Below are 22,080 nucleotides of genomic sequence, written 5' to 3' on the forward strand. Positions count from 1 at the left end.
TCTCACTGCATTCCGGGGGGCGATCAGCCCGCCACTGATGTCGGTCGGACGCGTCTCTGCACAGATGCGCGTTCGTGATGGCGCACCCCCGCCAGCGCGTTTGAGAATGGAAGCTTAATGTCGCTTGAAATGACCGCCGGCCCGACCTCACCCGGACGGGTGAAGTTGCCCTCGCAGTTGCTGGGCAGCTGGGAGGCTGGCCTTCTCGTCTTCATGGCCCTGCTCTACCTGGCAGGCGTGCTGATCAACCCCGCCTTTTTCGGTACGACTGACGCCATTTCGGCGGTTCTGCGCGACACTGCACGCTTCGGGGTCATGGCGGTGGGGATGACATTCGTGATCGTCAATCGCGATCTCGACCTCTCCGTTGGATCAACGCTCGGTCTGGTGGCCGTCAGCTTCTCGATCATGTTCGCGCCAACCCACCTCAATATAGATGCCGGAACGGCCATGGTGATCTGCCTTGGCCTTGGGCTTCTGGTCGGGTTGATCAACGGCGTCCTCGTCGCCATTCTGCGTGTTCCTCCCTTCATCGCCACGCTAACCATGCTGTTCATCGGCCGCGGCGTCGTGCTCGGGCTCACCGGCGGCAAGACCATCGGCTATGAAATCAAGGCCCGCGACTACGGTTTCTTCGCCTTCGGCGAGACCAATGCGCTCGGCTTCAACAACCAGATCCTGATCTTCCTGCTTTTTGCGGTCGTCGGCGCGGTGCTGCTTGCGAAGACCCGCATCGGCTATGAGACCTATGCGACTGGCGGCAATGATCAGGCTGCCCAATATGCCGGCATCAACACACGCTGGGTGCGTATCCGTGCCTTCATGCTGTCGTCTTTCTGCGCGGCGGTCGCCGGCCTGATGAATGTCGCCCAGGACAAGGGCGTGACGTCGCAATACGGCCAGGGCGCGGAGCTCATCGTCATCGCAGCCGTCATTGTTGGCGGTGCCTCGATCGCCGGCGGACGCGGTCGTGTGTTAGGCGCCTGCCTTGGCGCGGCTCTGGTCGTGCTCATCGACAAAGTGCTGCGCGAGGGCGTGCCCACGACACGCGTCATCGATGTTGGCGGCGTCAAGATGGAAGTGGCGGCCATGGCGCAGCTGCCGCCTGGCGCTGTGCCGGCCTTCCTTGGCCTTCTCCTGCTGGGCGCCGTGTTGCTCGAACCCCTGGTCGTCCGGGGCAACGTGCTCGGCCGCCTGAAGGGCTGGCTCTTGCGGCGGGACGTGCCTCCATCCCACGACAGCGGTGGCATAGCCATCGTCGGCGTCAAGACCATGGGCGCAGCCAGCGAGGCGCGTGGCGTCGGCGTGCGGGGCTTGCGAGCCTTCCTGCATCGCCGTGATGCCGCGGCCATCATCCTGATGGTGGTGTTGTGGACGGCCGGTTTCTGGCTGCGACCAGATTTCTGGGGCTCGCTCGACAATTCATTCAACCTGCTTCTGGCCTTCACGGAAATCGGCTTGCTGTCGCTTGGCCTCACCTATGTCATCGCCAATGGTGACATCGACCTGTCGGTGGGCTCGGTCCTCGCTTTGTCAGGCGCGGTTGCGGCTTTCACCATGAAGGAACTCGGTGGCGATCCGGCAACTGCCGTGATTTTGGCGCTTGCGGCGGGCGTCGCCTGCGGACTGTTCAACGGCTGGCTCACCGCCAAGATCGGCATGCCCGCCTTCGTGGCGACGCTCGGCATGTTCTATATCGCGCGTGGGCTCGCTGCCTGGCTCGTGTCTGGACGTCAGCTGTCGGGCTTTCCTGAGACCTATAATCTCCTCGGCCGCAACCTTTCGGTCGTACTCGAATCGTTCGGTGTTCATGCGACAGGAGCCTTTGCCGCTGTGGCGCGCGCGGTCAGCGTGCAGACCCTGTTCCTCGCCGTGGTCGCTATCCTCGCCGCAGTGGTTCTCGGTGCCATGTCCTTTGGACAAAAGGTTTATGCGACGGGCGGCAATGAGCGGGCGGCCAGCTATGCGGGCATCAACACCCAGCGCGTGCGCCTCCTGTCGCTCGTGTTCTCCTCGCTTTGCGCGGCTGCGGCCGGCGTCATCTATGTCGCCTATTATCGGAGCTTCAATCCGGCCGCCGGCCAGCTACGCGAACTCGACGCCATCGCCTCCGTGATCATCGGCGGCGGCTCGATCTTCGGTGGCTATGGCACGATCATCGGCTCGCTCGCCGGCGCGGCCGTGATCACCCTCATCCGGGCGCTGCTGTCCCTGCAGATATTCCTCAGCGACGGCTCGTCCTTCGTAATGCCACAACATTGGATGAACGTATTCATCGGCCTCATTCTTTTGGCGGCGGTGATCGGTGACATCTGGTTCCGGCAGAACAACATCTTGGGAGAATGGAAGCGGCGGCGACAAGCCCGCGCCCAGGCCCGTCACGATGCCCGCGCGGCAGGAGTAGCAGCATGACCACCCCGATCATCACGATGCGTGGCATCATCAAGACTTTCGGCGCCGTGCAGGCCTTGCGGGATGTTGATCTCCATCTGATGCCGGGCGAGATTCTCGGCCTCGTGGGCGATAACTCTGCAGGCAAATCAACCCTCATGAAGGTGTTGACCGGCGCCTATGCACGCGACGGCGGCGATGTGCTCGTGAATGGTGAGATCACCCATTTCAAAAGCCCGCACGAGAGTCGCGACCTCGGGATCGAGATGATCTACCAGGATTTCGCGCTGTGCGGGAACATGGATGTCGGACAGAACATCTTTCTCGGACGCTGGCCCAAGCGTTTCGGTCTCTTCGTCGACCGGCCGAAAATGTATGAAGAGGCGCGTGCGGTCCTCTCCCGGTTGAAGGTGGATGTGAACTCCGTCTTCCAGAAAGTCGAGAGCCTCTCCGGTGGCCGCCAACAATCCGTGGCCATCGCACGCGCCATATCCTTCAATCCGAAGGTCGTGATCTTCGATGAGCCTACCGCCAATCTGTCTGTCATGGCGACGGAGCGGCTGCTCGAAACCATGAGCGAGCTCAAGCGGCAGGGTGTGGCGCAGATCATCATCTCGCACCGTCTGACCGATATCTTCGAGGTTGGCGACCGCATCATGGTGCTGAAGCGCGGCGAGAATGTCGGCGATCGCTACATCGCGCATACAACCGAACGCGAGGTGCTGGAACTCATTGTTTCGGGCACGCGCGACACCGCCCTGACGGCCGACGAAGCGATGAAAAAGGCGGCTTAAACACAACCATAGCCCCCTTCGACGACACGGGGCGCACGACTTTGGCTATCTGCGATCCAGCAAGAATGTCTGGACTGCACGTGTCACGATTTGGTCGGCTTCCGCCCGCGCGGCGGAGTTGCCACCGTAGGACGCGCCTCGCTGCATGCATGAACGCAAATAGCCCCCGATATCGCTCGGCGGAACAACCACATCCGAGTCCCAGCGCCGAGCTACGACAGGGTCGAGCGCGATATCGAGGCCGCAGTTCCGCGCGGTTTGAGCCCGAGGCAGGTAACGGACCGGTGTCGGCAAATCAAAGCCATGGTGGGCGCCGACGAAGACGAACATCTCCACGGGCGCACCTTTGCTGCGGAGGAAATCCGCGTAGCGACCGCAATGCGCCGCAGGGGTGTAGTCATCATCGCCGCCGAGCAGGAGAAATACAGGCGCCGGTGACACGGTCTCCGATTTGTAAGGAATCGAGCAGGATGAATAGAAGGCTATGTGCAGCGCGAAGCGCAGATCGTCGTCTATGACCGCCCGGCGGAAAGGCTCGAGCGTCGTATAGAGCGCGATCTGACCGCCCTTGGAATATCCAACGATGCCGATGCGGTCGGTCGCGATGCCCGGATGAGAAGCGAGCAGCTTCAGCGCGGTCAATGCGTCGGTCACGCTTGCTGCCAGCGGGAGCCGGCTCTGATCGTCGCCTGTGCTCGCGAAGCCCCGGGGCTGGAAGCTGTCGACGATGAATGTCGCCACGCCGAGCTCATTGAGGCGTGCGGCCCAATCATTCTCACGCCCTGGGAGAATACCGCCACTGCCATGCATGATGATCATCGCGGGTACGGGCGTTTTCGGCGCGGTCGGAATGGTCAGCTGCCCGGCGATCGTCGCGGGCTTTCCGCCACCCGCCATCATCTCGGTCGGGCCAGTTGGCGTTCGGGATACAAACGCGACGGACCCGACGCGGCCATCCGTGAGGTCCGACACCGGCTCAGCCTGACATAAGCCTACGGTGGCCATGCATAGCAGCACCCCGGCGAAAACGGCGCGCATCTCGATCTCCTCCACAAGCCGAATCCGATGCGATTGCTCAGTACAATGGCGACGATTCTATGGCTCAGCCCAGGCCCGTGTGCTGGTCTCGGACCAGGGCCTCATGCTCTGCTATTGCCTCAAGGCAGGTTGTCGCGGAGGAAGATGTCAATGCGGATGCGCTCCTGCTCCGCGATGATCGGCTCGCCGCTGCAATGCGCCAGCAAAATGCGGGCGGCCGAACGGGCCTCATGCCCCGGATCCTGGTTGATGATGGCATCGACCACGCCGTGCAGCAGAAGGCGCCGCGAGTGTCCGGTCAATTCATGACCAATGATGACGAGGTCCTGATCGCGCCGCGCGGCTCGCACTGCCGCGGCCAGCCCCTGCAGGCCAGCGCCGGCGTTGTAGATCCCGACCAGATCGGGATTACGGACGATAATATGTTCGACCACCTTCTGCGTGAGGGCGATATCGTCCCTGCCCTCCTCAGCGGCGAGCACGCGGAGGCCTTCGAACTCCCCGGAGACAACCTGGAAGAATCCCAGCAAGCGCTCAGCATGGTCGCGCAGCGCGAGAGAACCGGCAACGACGCCTATGGTGCCTTTGCGCCCGGCCGCGAAGCGGCCCAGCAGGGCACCTGCAGTGCGTCCGGCGGCGGTATTGTCGATACCGACATAGCGCAACCGCCGCGAGGCAGGGGCGTCTGATACCAATGTAACCACGGCGACGCCACGCCCCACCAGATCGTCGATCGCTCCCCTCACACGCGGGTGATCGAGGGCGACAACCGCAACGCCGCGGTAACGCGTGTCGAGCCCTTCCAATGCCTGCGCCAACGTCTCCGGATCAAAGACATCGACGCGCCGCACGTCGATGAAAGCACGCTGCCCCGCCAGCCAACCAGCTGTCGCGGCGATCTGCTCCTCAAGGAGGCGCATGAAGCTATTGCTGCCGGCTGGCATGATGAAGCAAAAGCGAAACGTCTCATTGCGGGCCAATCTTGCCGCCAACGGATCCGGCCGATAGCCCAGTCGATCGATGGCGGTCTGCACACGCGCCATCGTACGCTCCCTGACCCCCGGGCGTCCATTGAGGACGCGATCCACTGTGGCAAGGGAAACGCCCGCCTCTTCGGCAACGTCCTGGAGGGTGACTCGCGCGATGGGAACAATCATGATGTCCCATGCTGCCTTCATTGTCTGAGGTGCGCAACTCATGCGCGACGGGACATTTATGAAGTCCACTCACCAGACGAGCGAATGCCCAAATTCGAGAGACGCGGACTGCGTGGACAGTTACCGTTGCGCATAAGCACATGTGCTTTTCAGGCAACACACACGACAAACATGGGCAGATCGGGCATACTCGTAGCACACTATACCACTATCGAGCGATGTCAGCGTCACGCTGGCCGGAAATGGCGATTTCCTCTATCCATCTCATAAATAAATGTTTTTCGTCGGGATGAACGTCATAAAGCGATGGCTGGCGCGGTGCTATCCAGATTTCAGTGTGTAGGTGCCATGCACTCAGGGCATAGATTGACGCTTGCAACCTTTGCGCCAGCGAAGTAATGTTGCGTTGCGATATGGCGATGTCATGTCGCTGCCCTCCTTGGGCGTTTCCTCCCTAGACTTGGGCCGCGCATCAGCGCGGCCTTCTTTCTTTTTAGGGAGGGCAGCGACTATGTCCGCCGCCGGTCTACACCGCGCGGCTCCCTCTGACCCCGAAAAACCCTCAACAAGAGCAAGACCGCCCAACCAGGTTCGGGGGCGGTCGTGCTGTTTCCTCCTGCGACTTGGGCGCAGGGCTATAGTTGCACACGAAACCGCACCGCATAGCAAGCGGAAATCCGCGCTTTCGTCCTATTTTTTGCGGATCGCTCCAAGTCCATATTCAAAAGTGCGGCAGAGGTCGCGAAAGCTCGTGATTTTCTCGAAATCGGCGCCAAGAACGCGTTTCTGCACCGCAAAAATCGACGACGGTTACCTCGTGCTACCACCTGCGCCTCATGCTGCGCTAGCGTCAGGCGGTGATCAGATTTTGGCGTGCCGCGATAAGATCGCGCAACGTCGTCAATGTGGAGGTATCCGCGATCCCGTCGACACGCGATGGCCGGAAATGGCGCTGGAACGCCGTCACGACCGCCTCTGTCTCAGTATCGTACACACCTGTTATCGAGATTCCATAACCGTAGAGGGCGAACATCGCCTGCACCGCCTCGATCGGCTGACCGCGATCGCCGGGACTGAAGAAGCGCCCGCCTGTGACGTCGGCGGGGCGAACCCAATGCCCAACGCCAGCTGCATTGAGGCGCTCCCAGGGAAAGGACTCGCCCGGATCCAGCTTGCGGGCTGGGGCAACGTCGGAATGGGCGAGAACACGGTCCGCCCGTATGCCCCAGCGCGTGATGATGTCGCGTGAAAGAGCAATAACGGCGGCGATCTGCACGTCCGGATAGGCGGGCATTCCGCCGGGATGGCCGGGATTGGCGATCTCGATACCGATCGATGCCGAATTGATATCCGTCTCACCCTGCCAAAACGAAATGCCGGCGTGCCAAGCCCGCCGCGCCTCCGGCACAAGTTGCAGGACATGCCCATTCTCGAACACGAAATAGTGGGCTGAGACCTCCGAGACCGGGCTGCATAGCCGGTTCAGAGCCTCTCCCGCCGACGGCATCCCGGTGTAATGCAGAATGAGCATGTCCGGCACGCGAAAGCCCGTGCCCTCGGGTGGGGCGCCATTGATGAGGCGCTCGCCATGATTGGGGGACGCGAAGACCTTCTCGGCAATGGGACTGTCCGGACGGGGCAGGCGGCTTGGCGGCTCTGTCATGAGCAAACGACTTCCATTGGCAGGCTTCCTTCGCATTGAAGCGGCACTAGCCGATGGTGTCCCACATGACTTACCCACTCGCAACATGGGTCGTGCTACCAGATCTTCGATCGTGGCGCGGCACAATCTGTTCTCAGGCCTCAGCGCAGACGATGTATAGCTCCTCCCCTATTGCGGAAAGGCGTCCGGGATCCGGCAAGATTCTTTTGACGAGGTTGTCGGCAGGCTTCGCTGGAGAATTGGGCATCTCCGCCGCCGCCCTCTCTAGTGGCGCATGTGCGACGCACCGTTATGCACAAGGTGAGGCCCGGTGAATTCCCGGAAGCGTGTTCTGCGTGAGCGGAAATCACGCCCGATCGTCAGGCGATCGCCAAGCGTCAGACGCTGGTGCGCGATGGGCAGCATAATGCCGTTTTCGAGAGCCAGATGCGCTTCGGCCAGGAAGACAAGCTTCAACAAGTCGGCGCGGAGCGCCATGGGGAGGAGGATACCACCCTCCTGACGGCAATTCGCAAGCTGCACCATGACCATCGTGGCAGCGCCTTCCAGAGCATGGTGCTCATCAAGCAGCTGCCTGATCAAGGGCTCCATGTTGTCTTCCCGGCGTTTACGCTGGAACAGCAGCGGAAAGAGACTGTCTTCTTCGTCAGCGCGATGCAGCGGGGCATCGACCGCCAACGGACGCATGACCGACGCCACAGTTGCTATATCGATGTTCTGATCTTCGATCGCACGGATAATGCGATCGAGCTTCGCTCGCTGGCGAGCATGCTCTACGAACAGGATATCGACCGGATCGGTGCAATGGTCGAGATCAGCCCTCGACATAAATGCGCAGGACAGGCTTTCCGATGTCATGACTACGCTTTCGCCCTCAGGGCACGGCCGAGAAAGCACATCCCTGGACGTCAATCCGAGGGCGAACGCGCTTCTCGATCAGGTCATGCCCAAATTACCATTATGGAGCGGCCGAAACCCTAAGAACCGCCGCGATCGCAAAGCATTCATGCGATCATCCAATCATAAGGCGAATTTTTAAAAAGTTACAAAATGATAACAGCCGCAGAATGCCGCCATCAAACTTGCATTTTACGCACGACTGCGGGGTAAGCATCGCTGAAGTAGCGCATCTCTCACCCCGCCGCGTTACGGCCCAGCGGCTTCACAAGCGCGTGTACGAACCGTCAGCGCAAATAGTCGTGCACCACCTTGCCAAGCCCCAAGGTCAGATCGGCGATGATATGGAGCGCCGACACGACCTCCAAGATCGGCAGCTCTGCCACTGGCGCCAGCGCATGGGGCTCCAGGGACAGCGCCGCGGGTCCTGACCACGCCCCTTTTATGGTGACATCTTCGAGATAGTACTCGACGATCTCACAGATGCGTGGCGACCCATCGACATGCGGGACGATCTTCAGGAGAAAGTTCGGCGCCAGCAGTGCAGCTTTCACCGTCTCCTCGGGCACAACCCTGTGCTTGTAGCCCATGGTGCCCGTGGCGACGCGCACAGGTCCATAGTCGAGCGTCCCAACAAGCGTATCAATCTCAGCACGCAGGACCGGGGACGCGAGTTTCTTGGGAAAGCCCCAGAGCTCTCGCCCGCCGGCGATCGGCGGATGGTCGTTCAGGAACATGCAGTGCGTATAGCCGCCCTTGCGTCCCTGAAAGGAGACGGGGATGACCTGCCCAGTCTCCGTGTAGTCACCAAATCCGGTGGAATTGGGCATCCGGATGAACTCATACTTCACGACCGGCTCGGTGATTTCCAACGGTTCCGGCACCAAGGCGCGCAAACGCTCAGGGTCCGTGCGATAGGTGATGATCATATATTCGCGATCGACGAAACGGTAAGGCCCTGGCGGATAGGCCGGGCTTGTCAGAGGCATGGCGAAAGCCTGTTCACGCACTTCATGCTCTTTCATGACGCACTCCTCAATCCACCTGGATGGCCGTTTTCATAGTTGAGATGCGCGCGCCGCCTAGTCATAGCCGCTCGTCGCACAGTCGAAGGTCATGACGCCCTCGATATTCGTCGGACGCTGATAGATCTCCTCGTGCCGCAGGGAACGGACGGCGTCGTGATAACCCGCGCGCCAATGATCTTCCATACTTATCCGGGAAAACTCATAATCCTTGCTATCGCCCTCGTAGTTTTTTGAACGATAGATAAGATGAACAATATTATAAAGATGCCGATCAGACGCATCTTTCAAAATGTCGTAATCCGATCCGGTCTTGTATTCATCCGGCAATGAGGCAAGAAAATCTGCGAGCGTTACGCGCAGCCGCTGAATTCGCTTGAATTGATCAGTACTGGCACGGGTCCGGCTGGAGAACTGCACTTCCTTCTGTCGCACAGACACCTGTGTCAGATCGGCGGGAAACTGACCACGCGCGCTCCAGAGATCCACCTGGAAGGCCAGGGTGTCCTGACGCGAGTTCTGCACGACCCACTGAAGTGGCGTGTTGGAGACAAGGCCGCCATCCCAATAGAATTCACCATCGATTTCGACAGCGGGAAACCCAGGCGGCAGCGCGCCACTCGCCATGATATGTTCGGGGCGGATGACGTGGGTGGCTGTATCAAAATAGGAGAAATTGCCGCTGCGAACATTCACGGCGCCAACACTAAGCCGCATGCCATCATGATTCAGCCGGTCGAAATCGATGAGCCGTTCAAGGGTGCTGCGAAGTTCGCTCGTATCATAGTAGCTCGTTGCCTCAGGTGATCCCGCCGGCATCATCCACGGAGGTGGATAGCGGGGCGTGAAGAAGCCAGGGGCACCTCCTGACAGGGCATAGAGGGCGCTATACTGGTTAAACGCACCACGTGCAGCATCGCCACGAACCGTCTTCTGAGCCACCGGCGTCAGGAAATCCCAGTAAGGGCGCGCGGTTATCTCTTCCCAAAACTGGCGCAGCTTGCCGACGCGCTCGTTTGGGGCATTCCCGGCGATAATGGCGGAGTTGATCGCTCCAATAGATATTCCGGCAATCCAATCTGGATGAAGCTCGGCCTCAGCCATCGCCTCATAGACACCCGCCTGGTATGATCCAAGCGCTCCGCCGCCCTGAAGCAAGAGCGCGATAGAATCAAATGGCGGTCGCTGGACCGTCTTGTGGCTCTTCCTCAGGACTTTTCTCGGCATAGCCAACTCCCTCTCGCCACATGCAAGTGCGTACATAACAGACCACTATCGCTATCGAATAAAGCTAGCGTGACTTGCCCTGGTGAAGCTAGAGGCTCTCGGCGAGTATGGTTGAGGAATGGGTTGAGACAAGGCCGATTGCGGGAAGCGGGAGCCATGGTGATTTATCCCCAAGCCTCTCCCACAAACAAAAAGCCCCCGGGAATAACCCGAGGGCTCCTGCTGCGATCGCAGCCAAGCATTCAAGTACCGGGCACCACGAGCAATATGCCATGGGCAAACGTCCCAAACGCGTTCCCACGCGCTCGGGCGTATTAGCTACAGTCCCCGTGTGAACGGAGATCAGTAACTCTCGGCAATATTCGCCGCTTCGCGCCCCTTGGCACCAGCCACCACGCTCATCTGCACCCGCTGACCTTCAGCGAGATCATTGAGGCCGGCGCGCTGGAGGGTCGAGGCATGAACGAACACGTCCCGTCCACCATCGTCAGGCTGGACGAAGCCAAAGCCCTTGTCGCGGTTGTACCACTTGACCGTGCCGTTCAGCTCCTCGGACGGGCCATCGGCGCGGGGCGGATAGCCGCCCCCACCACCGCCGCCGCCGAAACGAGGCGCGGATGGACGCGGCGCGCGCTGCTGCGGTGGCAGATCCTCGAGTTCCACGACTTCCGACACCTGCGGACCCTTGGGTCCGTCGCGCAGGCGTACCATGGCGCGCGCACCCGCTTCTGCGCCGGCATGACCGGCTGCCTCAAGCGTACGCAAGGACAGGAAAGCGTCACCCGAGCCGTCGGAGCAGGCGACGAAGCCAAAGCCCTTGCTGGGATTAAACCACTTCACGGTTGCTTCGATGACAGGACCGGAGGGCGGTGCGAACATGCTGTCTCTCGGATCTCCGCCGCGCGGATCTCCACCAGAGCGCGGGCCCCCAAAGCCGCTATCGCGCGCGTCAAAACCGTCTCTACGGCCGCCCCGGCGGCGCGCATCACGGGAATCATCATATCGGTTCATACAGGAAGATCCAACTAGAGAGATATAGCTTTTATCCGAACAAGGTTTCGGCGCACCACACGTTTACACGTCTTAACTTTATTCAACCCTCATGCTCGTGGCGAGCGAAATCATAACCTCGATTTGGGCAATGCGCGAGCACCCAAATGCGGTAAAATTGCAAGTTTTTTATGGTCATTTTTCCAGACCGGCGCTGGAGAAAAAGGCATGCCAAGTCCCAAGCATCCGCCTTCGAGGTCAGACGCGCGTCGTGCTTCTCCCCCTTGGAGCTTGAAAGCCCACCGCTCCAGCAAGCAACACAAGCTATATCGCCGACCCATCCCAACATATATTATCGCTTTTATTTCAAATCGTTACATTCATTTCCTCTGGCGGGACGCTCCCTCCAAAGCGTGCGGTGGAAGGTGCTTCCAAGACCCGATCGGGAAACATAGGGACAGCCAATCAACCCCTTCGATCGGCCGTCCCTATGTGAGACCGCCTTATGACAGCACGATCAGGAGGTCCTTGGCATCGATGGGACTGGCACGATTCACGAGAATCTCGGTCACAGTGCCATCACGTGGCGCATGCAGGGTGGTTTCCATCTTCATGGCCTCGATCGTCAGGAGGACATCGCCGGCCTTCACGGGCTGGCCGACTGTCACGGCGATAGAGGAGACAGAGCCAGGCATTGGCGCGGCCACATGAGCGTCATTGCCATCCTCCGCCTTGCGGCGTTCGGGCTGCGAGGCGACAGCGGCGCGGTTCGGTACCTTGGCGATGCGCGGCTGCCCATTGAGTTCGAAGAAAACCCGGACCTGGCCCTCTTCGTCCGTCTCGCCTATCGCCTGCAGACGCACGACGAGCGCCTTGCCCTTCTCGAGCTCAACGGAGATCTCGTCGCCGACCCCCATGCCATAGAAGAACACCGGTGTAGGCAGCATGGATACGGGCCCGTATTTACGCTGCGCGCCCGCGAATTCCGCGAACACCTTGGGGTACATAAGATGCGCAGCCAAAGCCGCGTCATCGGCGTCCTCGTCGAGCACCTTCGTCGCATCGGCGCGCGCGGCATCGAGATCGCAAACAGCGAGAAGCGAACCCGGCCGCGCCGTGGACGGCTTCTCACCCTTGAGGGCCTTTCTGACGAGCCCCTCCGGCCAACCACCGGGCGGCTGGCCGAGATCGCCGCGCAGCATTTCCACTACCGAGGCCGGGAAAGCAATCTCCCGGTTCGGGTCGAGAACATCCGCCGAGGTCAAATCCTGCGCCACCATGGTGAGCGCGAGATCGCCGACCACCTTGGACGACGGTGTCACCTTCACAATGTCTCCAAAGAGATCGTTTGCCGCGCGATAGGCTTTGGCGACATCATGCCAGCGGGTCTCCAGGCCGAGGGAGCGCGCCTGCTCCTTGAGATTGGTAAACTGGCCGCCCGGCATTTCGTGGAGATAAACCTCCGAAGCGCCAGCCTTGAGGTCGCTCTCGAAAGCCGCGTACTGCGCCCGCACCGCCTCCCAGTAAAAGCTGATCTGGCGGATGGCTTCCGGATCAAGGCCGCTTTCGCGCTCGCTGTGGCGCAGGGCCTCCACCATCGAGCCGAGACAGGGCTGGGATGTCAGGCCGGACATGGCATCCATGGCGCCGTCGACCGCATCGGCGCCGGCATCGATCGCCGCCAGCATGCTCGCCGCCGAAATGCCCGATGTGTCGTGGGTGTGGACGTGAAGCGGCAGCCCCACCTCTTCCCGCAGCGTCTTCACGAGAACACGGGCGGCGGCCGGACGCAGCAAGCCACCCATGTCCTTCAGGCCGAGGACATGGCAGCCAGCCGTCTCCAGCTCCTTGGCCAGGCCGACATAGTACTTCAGTGAATACTTGGAGCGGTCCGGGTCGAGAATGTCGCCAGTATAGCAGATGGCGCCTTCGGCAATCTTGCCGGTTTCTCCAACGGCGTCGATCGCGACGCGCATGTTCTCGACCCAATTGAGACAGTCGAAGATGCGGAAGAGATCAATGCCGCCCTTGGCCGCCTGACCAACGAAGAAGCGCACGACATTGTCGGGGTAGTTGGTGTAGCCGACACCGTTGGCGCCGCGCAGCAGCATCTGGAGCATCAGATTGGGCACGCGGTCACGCAGGAGCGCGAGACGCTCCCATGGATCCTCGTTGAGAAAGCGCATGGCCACGTCGAAGGTCGCGCCGCCCCAGCATTCGAGCGACAGAAGTTGCGGCAGGCCGGATGCATAAGCATCCGCGATACCGACGATGTCATGGGTGCGCATGCGTGTCGCTATCAGCGACTGGTGCGCATCACGCATGGTGGTGTCGGTGAACAGGACCCGCTCTTCGGTGCGCATCCACTGGCCGAAGGCTTTGGCGCCGAGATTATCGAGCAGTTGTTTGGTGCCCGCAGGCTTCTCGGCGGCAAAGACAGGGGCTACAGGCTTGCGCGCTTCAGCCGGCGGGCGCGGACGGTTCTTGACCTCCGGATGGCCGTTGACCGTGACATCGGCCACATAGGTCAAGAGCTTCGTCGCGCGGTCGCGACGCCGGCTGAACTGGAAGAGTTCCGGCGTATCGTCGATGAAGCGCGTGGTGTACTCGGCCTTGATGAAGCTCGGATGATCAAGCAGCGCTTCTAGAAAGGTGAGATTGGTGGCAACGCCGCGAATACGGTACTCGCGCAGCGCCCGGTTCATGCGGTGCGTTGCTTCCTCCGGCGTCTGAGCCCAGGCCGTGACCTTCTCCAGCATCGGATCGTAGAAGCGCGTCACGACCGCTCCGGAATAGGCTGTGCCGCCGTCGACCCGGATACCGAAGCCGAAGGCGCCCCGGTAGGCCGAGATCCGCCCATAGTCCGGGATGAAGTTGTTTTCCGGATTTTCCGTGGTGATACGGCACTGAAGCGCATGGCCGTTGAGGTGGATGCCATCCTGGGCAGGAATGCCCGTCTCCGCGACATTGCCGATATGGCCCCCCTCAGCAATGCGGATCTGCGCCTTGACGATGTCGAGCCCGGTCACGACCTCGGTGACGGTGTGCTCCACCTGGATACGTGGGTTCACCTCGATGAAATAGAAGGCGCCCGTGTCGGCATCCATCAGAAACTCGACCGTGCCGGCACCGACATAGCCGGTGGCGCGGCCAATCTTGAGCGCAGACTCGCAGAGCGCCCGCCGCTGGTCATCGTCGAGGAATGGGGCCGGAGCGCGCTCCACAACCTTCTGGTGGCGGCGCTGAATGGAACAGTCGCGCTCGAACACATGCACGAGATTGCCATGGGTATCGCCGAGAAGCTGCACCTCGACATGGCGTGCGCGGCGCACGAGCTTTTCGAGATAGACCTCGTCCTTACCGAAGGCCGCCTTGGCTTCTCGGCGGGCGGTCATCACCGAATCAAGGAGCGCGTCTTCGCTCTCGATCGGGCGCATGCCACGCCCGCCGCCACCCCATGAGGCCTTAAGCATCACGGGATAGCCGATCTCGGCGGCCAATCGCTTGATCTCGGCTGGATCTTCGGGCAGCGGGTCCGTCGCGGGCATCACCGGCACGCCGACGCTGATGGCGAGGTTACGCGCGGCGACCTTGTTTCCGAGCGTCCGCATGGTCTGGGGACGCGGACCGACAAAGACGATCCCGGCGGAGGCACAGGCCTCGGCGAATTCAGGACTTTCCGACAGAAAGCCATAACCGGGGTGGATGGCATCGACTTTCGCCGCCTTGGCCACCCGGATGACCTCATCGATCGCGAGATACGCCTCCAGCGGACCGAGTGTCTTCTCCCCATGGGCGCCCCGCCCCACCTGATAGGCTTCGTCAGCCTTGAAACGGTGAAGCGAGAGCTTGTCCTCCTCGGCGTAGATCGCGACCGTCTGGATGCCGAGCTCGGTGGCGGCGCGGAAAACGCGGATCGCGATTTCCGAACGGTTGGCGACTAACAGCCTTTTGATCTTCATTATGCATCGCTCCTCATGGGCGCATTGCGGCGCACCTTATTTTGCTGCGATGCAATATTCAGACTATATTGATGAGAAATTCAAGCCTGACATGTCAGCATGCGCCGGGTACGCCACGGAGCATGCTCAAGCGGAGACGAAATCCGCAGCTGAATGCTTTGCGGGCTACGATCCAGGGTTAGTCACGTCCGGGCTCACTTAATCCGCGACGGACCAGGCGGTGTTCTCCCCGCCGCGATAGATATGCACGGCCTCGCCCGTCCCCAGCGTGACGTCCTCGGCCACGAAACGCGGCCTCTTGATCAATGTGATCGTGTCCTCGTTCGGCTCCAGCCCGTAGTGCCGCGGGCCGTTGAGACTGGCGAAGGCTTCGAACTTGTCGAGCGCGCCCTCTTCGTCGAAAACCTGTGCATAGGTTGCAAGCGCAACCGGCGCGACGAACAAGCCAGCGCAACCGCAGGCGGCCTCCTTGGCGCCGCGTGTGTGAGGCGCGGTGTCTGTGCCCAGAAAGAAGCGGGCGCTGCCCGAAGTCGCGGCCCGTCGCAAAGCCTGCCTGTGGTTCTCGCGCTTGGCGATCGGCAAGCAGTAATAGTGAGGGCGAATGCCACCCTGGAAGATGGCGTTGCGGTTGAACATCAAATGATGCGGCGTGATGGTCGCGCCGATTCCGGGCCGGGCGCCCTCGACATAGGCGACGCCCTCCGCGCTCGTCACGTGCTCCATCGTGATCACGAGGCCCGGAAAGCGCTTCGCCAGCGGCTCGAGCACCCGTTCGACGAACACCGCTTCGCGATCGAAAATGTCTACGTCCCCATCCGTGACCTCCCCATGCATCAGGAGCGGCACGCCGGTGCGTTCCATCGCGGCAAGGACGGAGTAGACCGCCTCTATGCGCGAGATACCGAAATGCGAATTGGTCGTCGCATGCTGCGGATAGAGCTTCACCGCCGCGATCGTGCCATTGGCGTAGCCGGCGACCACATCCTCGGCGTCGGTATCGTCGGTCATGTAGAGGGTCATCAGCGGCTTGAAGTCGCTGCCCTGCGGCAAGGCCGCCTCAATGCGCTGGCGATAGACGAGCGCATCGGCGGTCGTGACGACCGGAGGCACCAAGTTGGGCATGATGATAGCCCGGCCGAACTGGCCGGCGGTGTGGGAAACGACCGCCTCGAGCATCGCGCCATCACGCAGATGGACATGCCAGTCATCGGGGCGGCGGATGGTGATGCGTTCGCTCATGTTCAACTCCAGTCTGTCAGCGCGTCATAGACCAGCCATCACGACAAGAACAGATACCAGTCGCGGACGCCGCCATGGACAAAAGACCCGTGGCTGCACATATGGTCCTACGGAACGCAGGTCCGACGATTGACGCAACACGTCAATCGGTTCATGACACCCGTATCCGGCCATGATGGCCGGGGCTTTGGAGCCATCCCCACGATGTCAAGCGACAGTAGTACCGCCCGCCCGGAGATGGCTGCCCGCTGAGCCGCAAGGCTTACCGTGCCGCCCTGCTCCATGGCGCGGCAACGGAGTAAGCCATGCAAAACGATATCCTGATGCGCGGCCGCGCCGTCTTGGCGCAAAACGTCTTGGCGCCAGAAGTGTTGGCGCAGGACCTCAATGCAGACAATCCCTCGACCGCCCTTCTCGTCGAGCGTCTCACAGCGCTTGATCCAAGCGACGCGGCGGCGGCGCTCCTCGTCCTGCCGCGCCGTCGCGCGGTCGCCGTCTGCGACCGCCCGGAATTCCTGACAGCAGCCGAGGTTTTCGCGGCCCTCCCGCGACAAGAGGCGGCGGCCTTTCTCGCGGACATGTCGGCGGACCGCGCGACCGACGTGCTGGGCACGCTGGCCGCGCATTTGCGCAACGAACTCCTGGCGCGGATCGAGCCCCGCACCCGGGCCACGCTGAAACAGCTGCTCGCCTACCCCGTCGATACGGCGGGCGGCATCATGACCACGGAATTTGTGGCCCTGCCGGAAACGACGACGGTCGCGGGCGCGCTCGCCCATATCCGCACTGTCGAGCAGAGCCGTGAGACCATCTATGCCATCTACGTCGTCGACGGCGAACAACGGCTGACAGCCGCGATAACCCTGCGCCGGCTGATAGCGGCGGACCCGTCCGCGACGATCATTTCCCTTTCCGCGGGACGGCCGCCTGTCGTGGTTCGTTCCGACACGGATAGGGAGACGGTTGCCGCGACCATCCGCCGGCACGATCTTCTCGCCGTGCCTGTCGTGAATGACGCCGGACATATACTCGGGATCGTCACCGTCGATGACGTCCTCGACGCGATCATCGCCGAAACGACGGAAGACGTGCACAAGTTCGGTGGCCTGGAGACCTTCAGCGAGCCTTATCTGCAGATCGGCTTCCTGTCGATGATCCGTAAACGCGCCGGCTGGCTCTGCGCCCTGTTTCTCTCCGAAATGTTGACCGCCTCGGCGATGCAGCATTTCGAAGCGGAACTGGAGCGCGCCATCGTGCTCACGCTGTTCATTCCGCTCATCATGAGTTCGGGCGGTAACTCCGGAAGCCAGGCGACCTCGCTTCTCATCCGGGCGCTTGCCCTCGGCCAGGTCAGGTTGCGTGACTGGTGGAGAGTGGTTCTGCGCGAGATGCCGGCCGGACTGACCCTCGGCATCATCCTCGGCACCATCGGCATCGCGCGCATCAGCATCTGGCAGGGACTGGGGCTCTATGACTACGGACCCTACTGGATGCTGATCGCGGCAACGGTCGGGGCAGGCCTCATCGGCATCGTGACCTTTGGCTCAATGGCGGGGGCCATGCTGCCCTTCATCCTGCAGCGCCTCGGCTTCGATCCAGCCAGCGCCTCTGCACCCTTCGTCGCAACCCTCGTCGATGTCACAGGCCTCATCATCTATTTCTCGGTTGCGACAGTCATCCTCAGCGGAACCCTGCTGTAGGGCGCGTGGACAGTTGCCGGGGTGAAGCGACCGGGACCTCCGTCGTCATTCCGGGGCGGGCCACGGGCCCGGGCCCGAAACCCATGAATACAACGCCAGACAAATGGAGGGCCTCGTCCGACGCGTTTTCTTGTCAGACCTCGTGTTGATGGATTCCGGGCTCTTCGCTGACGCGAAGCCCCGGAAAGACCGCGCCCTTGGGAAAGGGCAAATCCGCCCCTCGAAAAAAATCTAAAAAAATCGCGAGGGGCGTGAACCTTTTCCCGCCTCGTCGCGACCAATGGTCATCGGGATCGCAGAGGGCGATACCGCACTCGAAATGGAGAACACCGATGACCGCTCTCTCTTTGAAATCCGCGCCTTCCCTGAAGACCGCACTCGCCGCCTTCGCTCTGGCCACGGCCGCTCTCACTGTCTCAACTTTCACAAGCACGGCCTATGCCGGCCCCGGCTTCGGCGGGCCTGGCACTCTCTCGGGCCACGGCGGTCATGGTGGCGGTGGGGGACATGGTGGTGGAGGACATGGTGGTGGCCACGGCTGGGGCGGTCCCGGCAAGCCCGGCCCACACTGGGGTGGTGGCTACCGCCCGCATCGTCCGGGCTACTGGGGACCGCGCGGTGCTTTCTATGCAGGCATCCCGATTGCCATCGGCATCGCCGGCGCCACCGCCTACGCAAGCGGGCCAGATTGCTACCGGGTTTATCGCAAGGTCTTCGTGAAGGGTGTCGGCAGGGTCGTGCGGCCAGTGACCATCTGCGATTGATCGCGCGACACAGGGTACACCATGTGGAAGCGACGAGGGGGCGGACCGCCATCCGTCCCCTGATCATCAGGCGGCCAGCGACCCATGATCACGATAAGCGATTGGCAACGGTATCAGACTGCGGCAGGCTCGCGCCAAGCTGTCCTGTGGCGGCGACCAGGAAAAACGATGGCGGGGATGTCCGAGGCAGAACTGGTGGAACGGCTCGTGGTCGGCGACAAGGCCGCCATGCGGGCGATCTTCACCGCCCATCATCTGCGCGTCTTCCGGTTCGTTCTGCGATTGGTGGGGCGGGAGGATGTCGCCGAGGATGTGGTGACCGAGGTCTTCCTTGACCTTTGGCGACAGGCAAGCCAGTTCGAGCAGCGATCAAGTCTCTCCACATGGCTCCTGGCGATGGCCCGCAACAAAGCCTATTCCGCCCTGCGCCGACGGCGTGAGGAGCAGCTCGAGGATGGGGTAGCCGAGGCGATCCCCGACCAGGACGACACGCCGGAAATCCATGCCCAGAAGATCAACAAGGCCGCGATCATGCGTCAGTGTCTCGACAGGCTCACGCCGGAGCACCGCGTGGTCATGGATCTGGTCTATTATCACGAAGAGCCGATCGAAGCCGTCAGCCGTATCCTCGAGATCCCCGAGAACACGGTGAAGACGCGGATGTTCCATGCGCGCAAGCGCTTGTCGGAACTCTGCAAGGCGGCTGGATTGGACAGGGGGTGGCCATGAGCCCAACCACGACCCAACACCCCGGCGACGCGCCGGAGCCGATCGAGGCCCTGCTACCCTGGTATGCGGCCGGGACCCTAGACGATGCCGAAACGGCGGCGGTCGAGAAGGCGCTTGCCGCTGATGCCGGGTTGCGCGTCCAGCTCGCGCTGATCCGCGAGGATCAGGCAGACGTCATCCATGCCGCAGAAAGCATCGCCGCGCCGTCCACACGCATGGCCGGAAAGCTGTTCGCGGCGATCGACGCGGAGCCCACACCCGCCGCGCGTCAGCCGCCACGCCAGTTCCCCTGGCTCGAACAGCTCGGCATCTGGCTCGGAGCGCTGACACCACGCAAGCTCGCATTCGCGGCGCTGTCCGCCGCCGCACTGGTGGCCCTGCAGGCAGGCATCGTTGCCGCGCTGATGGCCGCGCGCACCCCGGGCGCGACCTACGAAGTCGCGTCCGGATCGGGCAATATGACGTCGGGCGCGCATTCCGTGCTCGTCGCCTTCGAGCCCACCGCGCGGCTTGAGCAGATCACGGCGCTGCTTGGCGAGCTCAATGCATCAATTGTCGAAGGACCGCGCGCAGGAGGCCTGTTCCGGCTTCGCTTTGCCGATAGCGGCGACAGCACGGCCATGGCTTCCCGCCTGGCGCGGCTGAACAACGCCAAAGGCATCGTCAGGCTGGTCGCTCCGACGAACTGACTCATATCGGGATCTCCCGGTAAGATTAAGGAGGCGTCTATGACAGGAACAGCAAGTCTGGCGCCAGCCATAGCGCGGCGGGGGAAGACGCTAAACAGCGACCACCTCGCGGCGACTGTTGCCCTCCTGGCCGGCTTCTCAAGTCTGGTGTTCGTCACGCTGGCGCAGCCAGCCAAGGCCGACATCCTAGGCAGCCATGGACGTGGCCAGCTCATGGCGCAGGCGAGCGGGCGCTATCCGAGCGAAACGTCCCCACGCTACGATCAGCGGCCAGAGCGTATGCCGCGTGGCGGCTATGATACGCGGCGGCGCCCGCGCGACCCCGGTTACCCCGGCCGGCCGGAGCGCCCCTGGCGCCCGCCCGGTTACGGCGGTCCGCCGCTCTATGGCGGCCCTATCGTGCCTCCGTTCGTTCGCCCTGCCCCGCCGCCGGTCTACGTCGACGACGGCGGATACGAGGCTGAACCGCGTCCGCGTCGTCCCCGCGCGGTCCAACCGGCAAAACAGCCCCCGAAAAAGACGGTCAAACAGCCGCCGGCGAAGAAGCCACCCGCGGGCGCCCCCGCCCGTACGACGCCGCCGGCCTCCCCGCCCGCGTCAGTCGCCAGCGACCAATTCGTCGCCGATGAGGTTCTCTTCGAGCTGAGCGCCGACGCTGCTACAGCCGACGCCGACGCGGTCGCACAGCGCTTCAATCTGACCGTTCTGGAACGCCGGCCGATCGATCTCTTAGGGATCACCATCATCCGCGCGCGGCTGCCACGCGGCCAGAATGTCCCCGCCGTCGTGCGTGCGCTCACTGCTGACCAGCGCGTGGCAAGCGCCCAACCCAACCATATCTTCCGCCTGCAGGAAGATAGCGTTCTGGCGGCGGAGCAGCCCGCGCCGCCGACGGCCGCAGCGAGCACGGCCACCGCGGCACCAGCCGTCACGGGTTCTGCCGATCTCGCAAGCGTGCAGTATGCGCTGGAAGCTATGAATCTGCGTCCCGCACAGTCCATCGCGCGTGGCAAGGGCGTCACCGTGGCGGTCATTGATTCGGCGATCGACGGCGCCCATCCGGAGCTCTCCGGCAGCCTTGTACCTCAGTCGAGTGCGCGAAAACCTTCTCCCCATGGAACGGGCATCGCCGGGATCATCGCCGCCCGTGCGCGCATGATCGGCGCCGCCCCTGCCGTGCGCATTCTCGGCATCGACGCCTTCAGCGAGACCGGCGACAGCGCGAGCGGCACGAGCCTCGATGTCGTGAGTGGGCTCGACACGGCGGTCAAGCATGGCGCCGACATCGCCAATCTCAGCTTCGCCGGACCCCGTGACGGGCTTCTCTCCCGAGCGCTCAGGGCAAGCAGCCAGCGCGGCCTGTTGCTCATCGCGGCGGCGGGTAATGGCGGAGCCAAAGCGCCGCCCGTCTTCCCGGCGGCCCATCCCGACGTCATCGCCGTCACCGCCGTCGATGTCGAGACACGCATCTACGAGAAGGCGGCGGCGGGGCCGCATGTGGCGGCAGCGGCGCCAGGCGTCGATATTCTCGTTCCCATTCCCGGCGGCGCCTATGAGCAATCGTCAGGCACCTCGTTCGCGGCCGCGTATGTCAGCGGAACTGCGGCCCTCTTGCGGGAGACGCGTACCGAACTGAGGGGGGAGGAGTTACGCGCGACGCTCAGCGCGACAGCGCGCGATCTCGGCCCCAAGGGGCACGACAACACGTTCGGAGCCGGTCTCATCGATGCCGCCGCGGCGCTGTCACGGATCGTGCAGCCGGCCGAGACGGCCAAGCCCAAGTCTGCGCCGACGCTCACCGCTACGCCCTGAGGT

Annotated in this window: 16 protein-coding genes; 7 read left to right on the plus strand and 9 right to left on the minus strand. The window is 62.4% G+C overall.

Going from position 1 to position 22,080, the window contains the following annotated elements; genetic code table 11:
* The first annotated feature begins 117 nt into the window (after window positions 1–117).
* Together KIO74_RS07270 and KIO74_RS07275 are read left to right on the plus strand one after the other, a co-directional pair.
* A complete protein-coding gene (locus KIO74_RS07270) occupies window positions 118–2,412 on the plus strand; it encodes an ABC transporter permease (RefSeq protein WP_213331375.1) in 2,295 nt (764 codons plus the stop codon).
* Complete coding sequence (locus KIO74_RS07275; protein WP_213331376.1) at window positions 2,409–3,185, plus strand: ATP-binding cassette domain-containing protein; 777 nt, start codon at window positions 2,409–2,411, stop codon at window positions 3,183–3,185. Before KIO74_RS07270 ends, KIO74_RS07275 begins: the two co-directional genes overlap by 4 nt.
* A 45-nt stretch (window positions 3,186–3,230) precedes the next feature.
* On the opposite strand, the gene KIO74_RS07280 is transcribed toward KIO74_RS07275, so the two are convergent.
* The 9 genes from KIO74_RS07280 to pyrC all read right to left on the minus strand — a co-directional run bounded on the left by KIO74_RS07280 (window position 3,231) and on the right by pyrC (window position 16,383).
* Window positions 3,231–4,223, minus strand: a complete 993-nt coding sequence (locus KIO74_RS07280; protein ID WP_213331377.1) for a dienelactone hydrolase family protein — start codon at window positions 4,221–4,223, stop codon at window positions 3,231–3,233.
* A gap of 119 nt (window positions 4,224–4,342) precedes the next feature.
* On the minus strand, window positions 4,343–5,380 hold the full coding sequence (locus tag KIO74_RS07285) for a LacI family DNA-binding transcriptional regulator (protein ID WP_213331378.1): 1,038 nt from the start codon (window positions 5,378–5,380) through the stop codon (window positions 4,343–4,345).
* Window positions 5,381–6,230: 850 nt separating this feature from the next.
* Entirely contained in the window at window positions 6,231–7,043 is an 813-nt protein-coding gene (locus KIO74_RS07290; protein ID WP_213331379.1) for an N-acetylmuramoyl-L-alanine amidase, read from the minus strand.
* A 264-nt stretch (window positions 7,044–7,307) separates the two neighbouring features.
* On the minus strand, window positions 7,308–7,901 hold the full coding sequence (locus tag KIO74_RS32625) for a hemerythrin domain-containing protein (RefSeq protein ID WP_213331380.1): 594 nt from the start codon (window positions 7,899–7,901) through the stop codon (window positions 7,308–7,310).
* 326 nt (window positions 7,902–8,227) lie between these two features.
* A complete protein-coding gene (locus KIO74_RS07300) occupies window positions 8,228–8,965 on the minus strand; it encodes an acetoacetate decarboxylase (protein ID WP_213331381.1) in 738 nt (245 codons plus the stop codon).
* A gap of 57 nt (window positions 8,966–9,022) precedes the next feature.
* Window positions 9,023–10,192, minus strand: a complete 1,170-nt coding sequence (locus KIO74_RS07305) for a patatin-like phospholipase family protein (RefSeq protein WP_213331382.1) — start codon at window positions 10,190–10,192, stop codon at window positions 9,023–9,025.
* A gap of 342 nt (window positions 10,193–10,534) precedes the next feature.
* Window positions 10,535–11,071, minus strand: a complete 537-nt coding sequence (locus tag KIO74_RS32180; RefSeq protein WP_349629155.1) for a cold-shock protein — start codon at window positions 11,069–11,071, stop codon at window positions 10,535–10,537.
* Between the two features lie 614 nt (window positions 11,072–11,685).
* A complete protein-coding gene (gene pyc / locus KIO74_RS07315) occupies window positions 11,686–15,144 on the minus strand; it encodes a pyruvate carboxylase (protein WP_213331384.1) in 3,459 nt (1,152 codons plus the stop codon).
* Window positions 15,145–15,342: 198 nt separating this feature from the next.
* Window positions 15,343–16,383 (minus strand): dihydroorotase, encoded by a 1,041-nt coding sequence (gene pyrC / locus KIO74_RS07320; protein ID WP_213331385.1) that lies wholly within the window; start codon window positions 16,381–16,383, stop codon window positions 15,343–15,345.
* A 305-nt stretch (window positions 16,384–16,688) separates the two neighbouring features.
* Here pyrC and mgtE point away from each other — a divergent pair, with 305 nt between their 5' ends.
* The 5 genes from mgtE (at window position 16,689) to KIO74_RS07345 (ending at window position 22,077) form a co-directional block, all read left to right on the plus strand.
* Window positions 16,689–18,083: a magnesium transporter gene (mgtE, locus tag KIO74_RS07325; RefSeq protein WP_249730889.1), complete on the plus strand. Its 1,395-nt coding sequence runs from the start codon at window positions 16,689–16,691 to the stop codon at window positions 18,081–18,083.
* 332 nt (window positions 18,084–18,415) lie between these two features.
* Entirely contained in the window at window positions 18,416–18,847 is a 432-nt protein-coding gene (locus KIO74_RS07330) for a hypothetical protein (protein ID WP_213331386.1), read from the plus strand.
* Window positions 18,848–19,015: 168 nt separating this feature from the next.
* A complete protein-coding gene (locus KIO74_RS07335) occupies window positions 19,016–19,576 on the plus strand; it encodes a sigma-70 family RNA polymerase sigma factor (RefSeq protein WP_213331387.1) in 561 nt (186 codons plus the stop codon).
* Window positions 19,573–20,265, plus strand: a complete 693-nt coding sequence (locus KIO74_RS07340) for a hypothetical protein (protein WP_213331388.1) — start codon at window positions 19,573–19,575, stop codon at window positions 20,263–20,265. Before KIO74_RS07335 ends, KIO74_RS07340 begins: the two co-directional genes overlap by 4 nt.
* A gap of 39 nt (window positions 20,266–20,304) precedes the next feature.
* Window positions 20,305–22,077, plus strand: a complete 1,773-nt coding sequence (locus KIO74_RS07345) for a S8 family serine peptidase (RefSeq protein WP_213331389.1) — start codon at window positions 20,305–20,307, stop codon at window positions 22,075–22,077.
* Window positions 22,078–22,080: the final 3 nt, after the last annotated feature.

It is taken from the genome of Chelatococcus sp. HY11 (assembly GCF_018398335.1).
GTDB lineage: Bacteria > Pseudomonadota > Alphaproteobacteria > Rhizobiales > Beijerinckiaceae > Chelatococcus.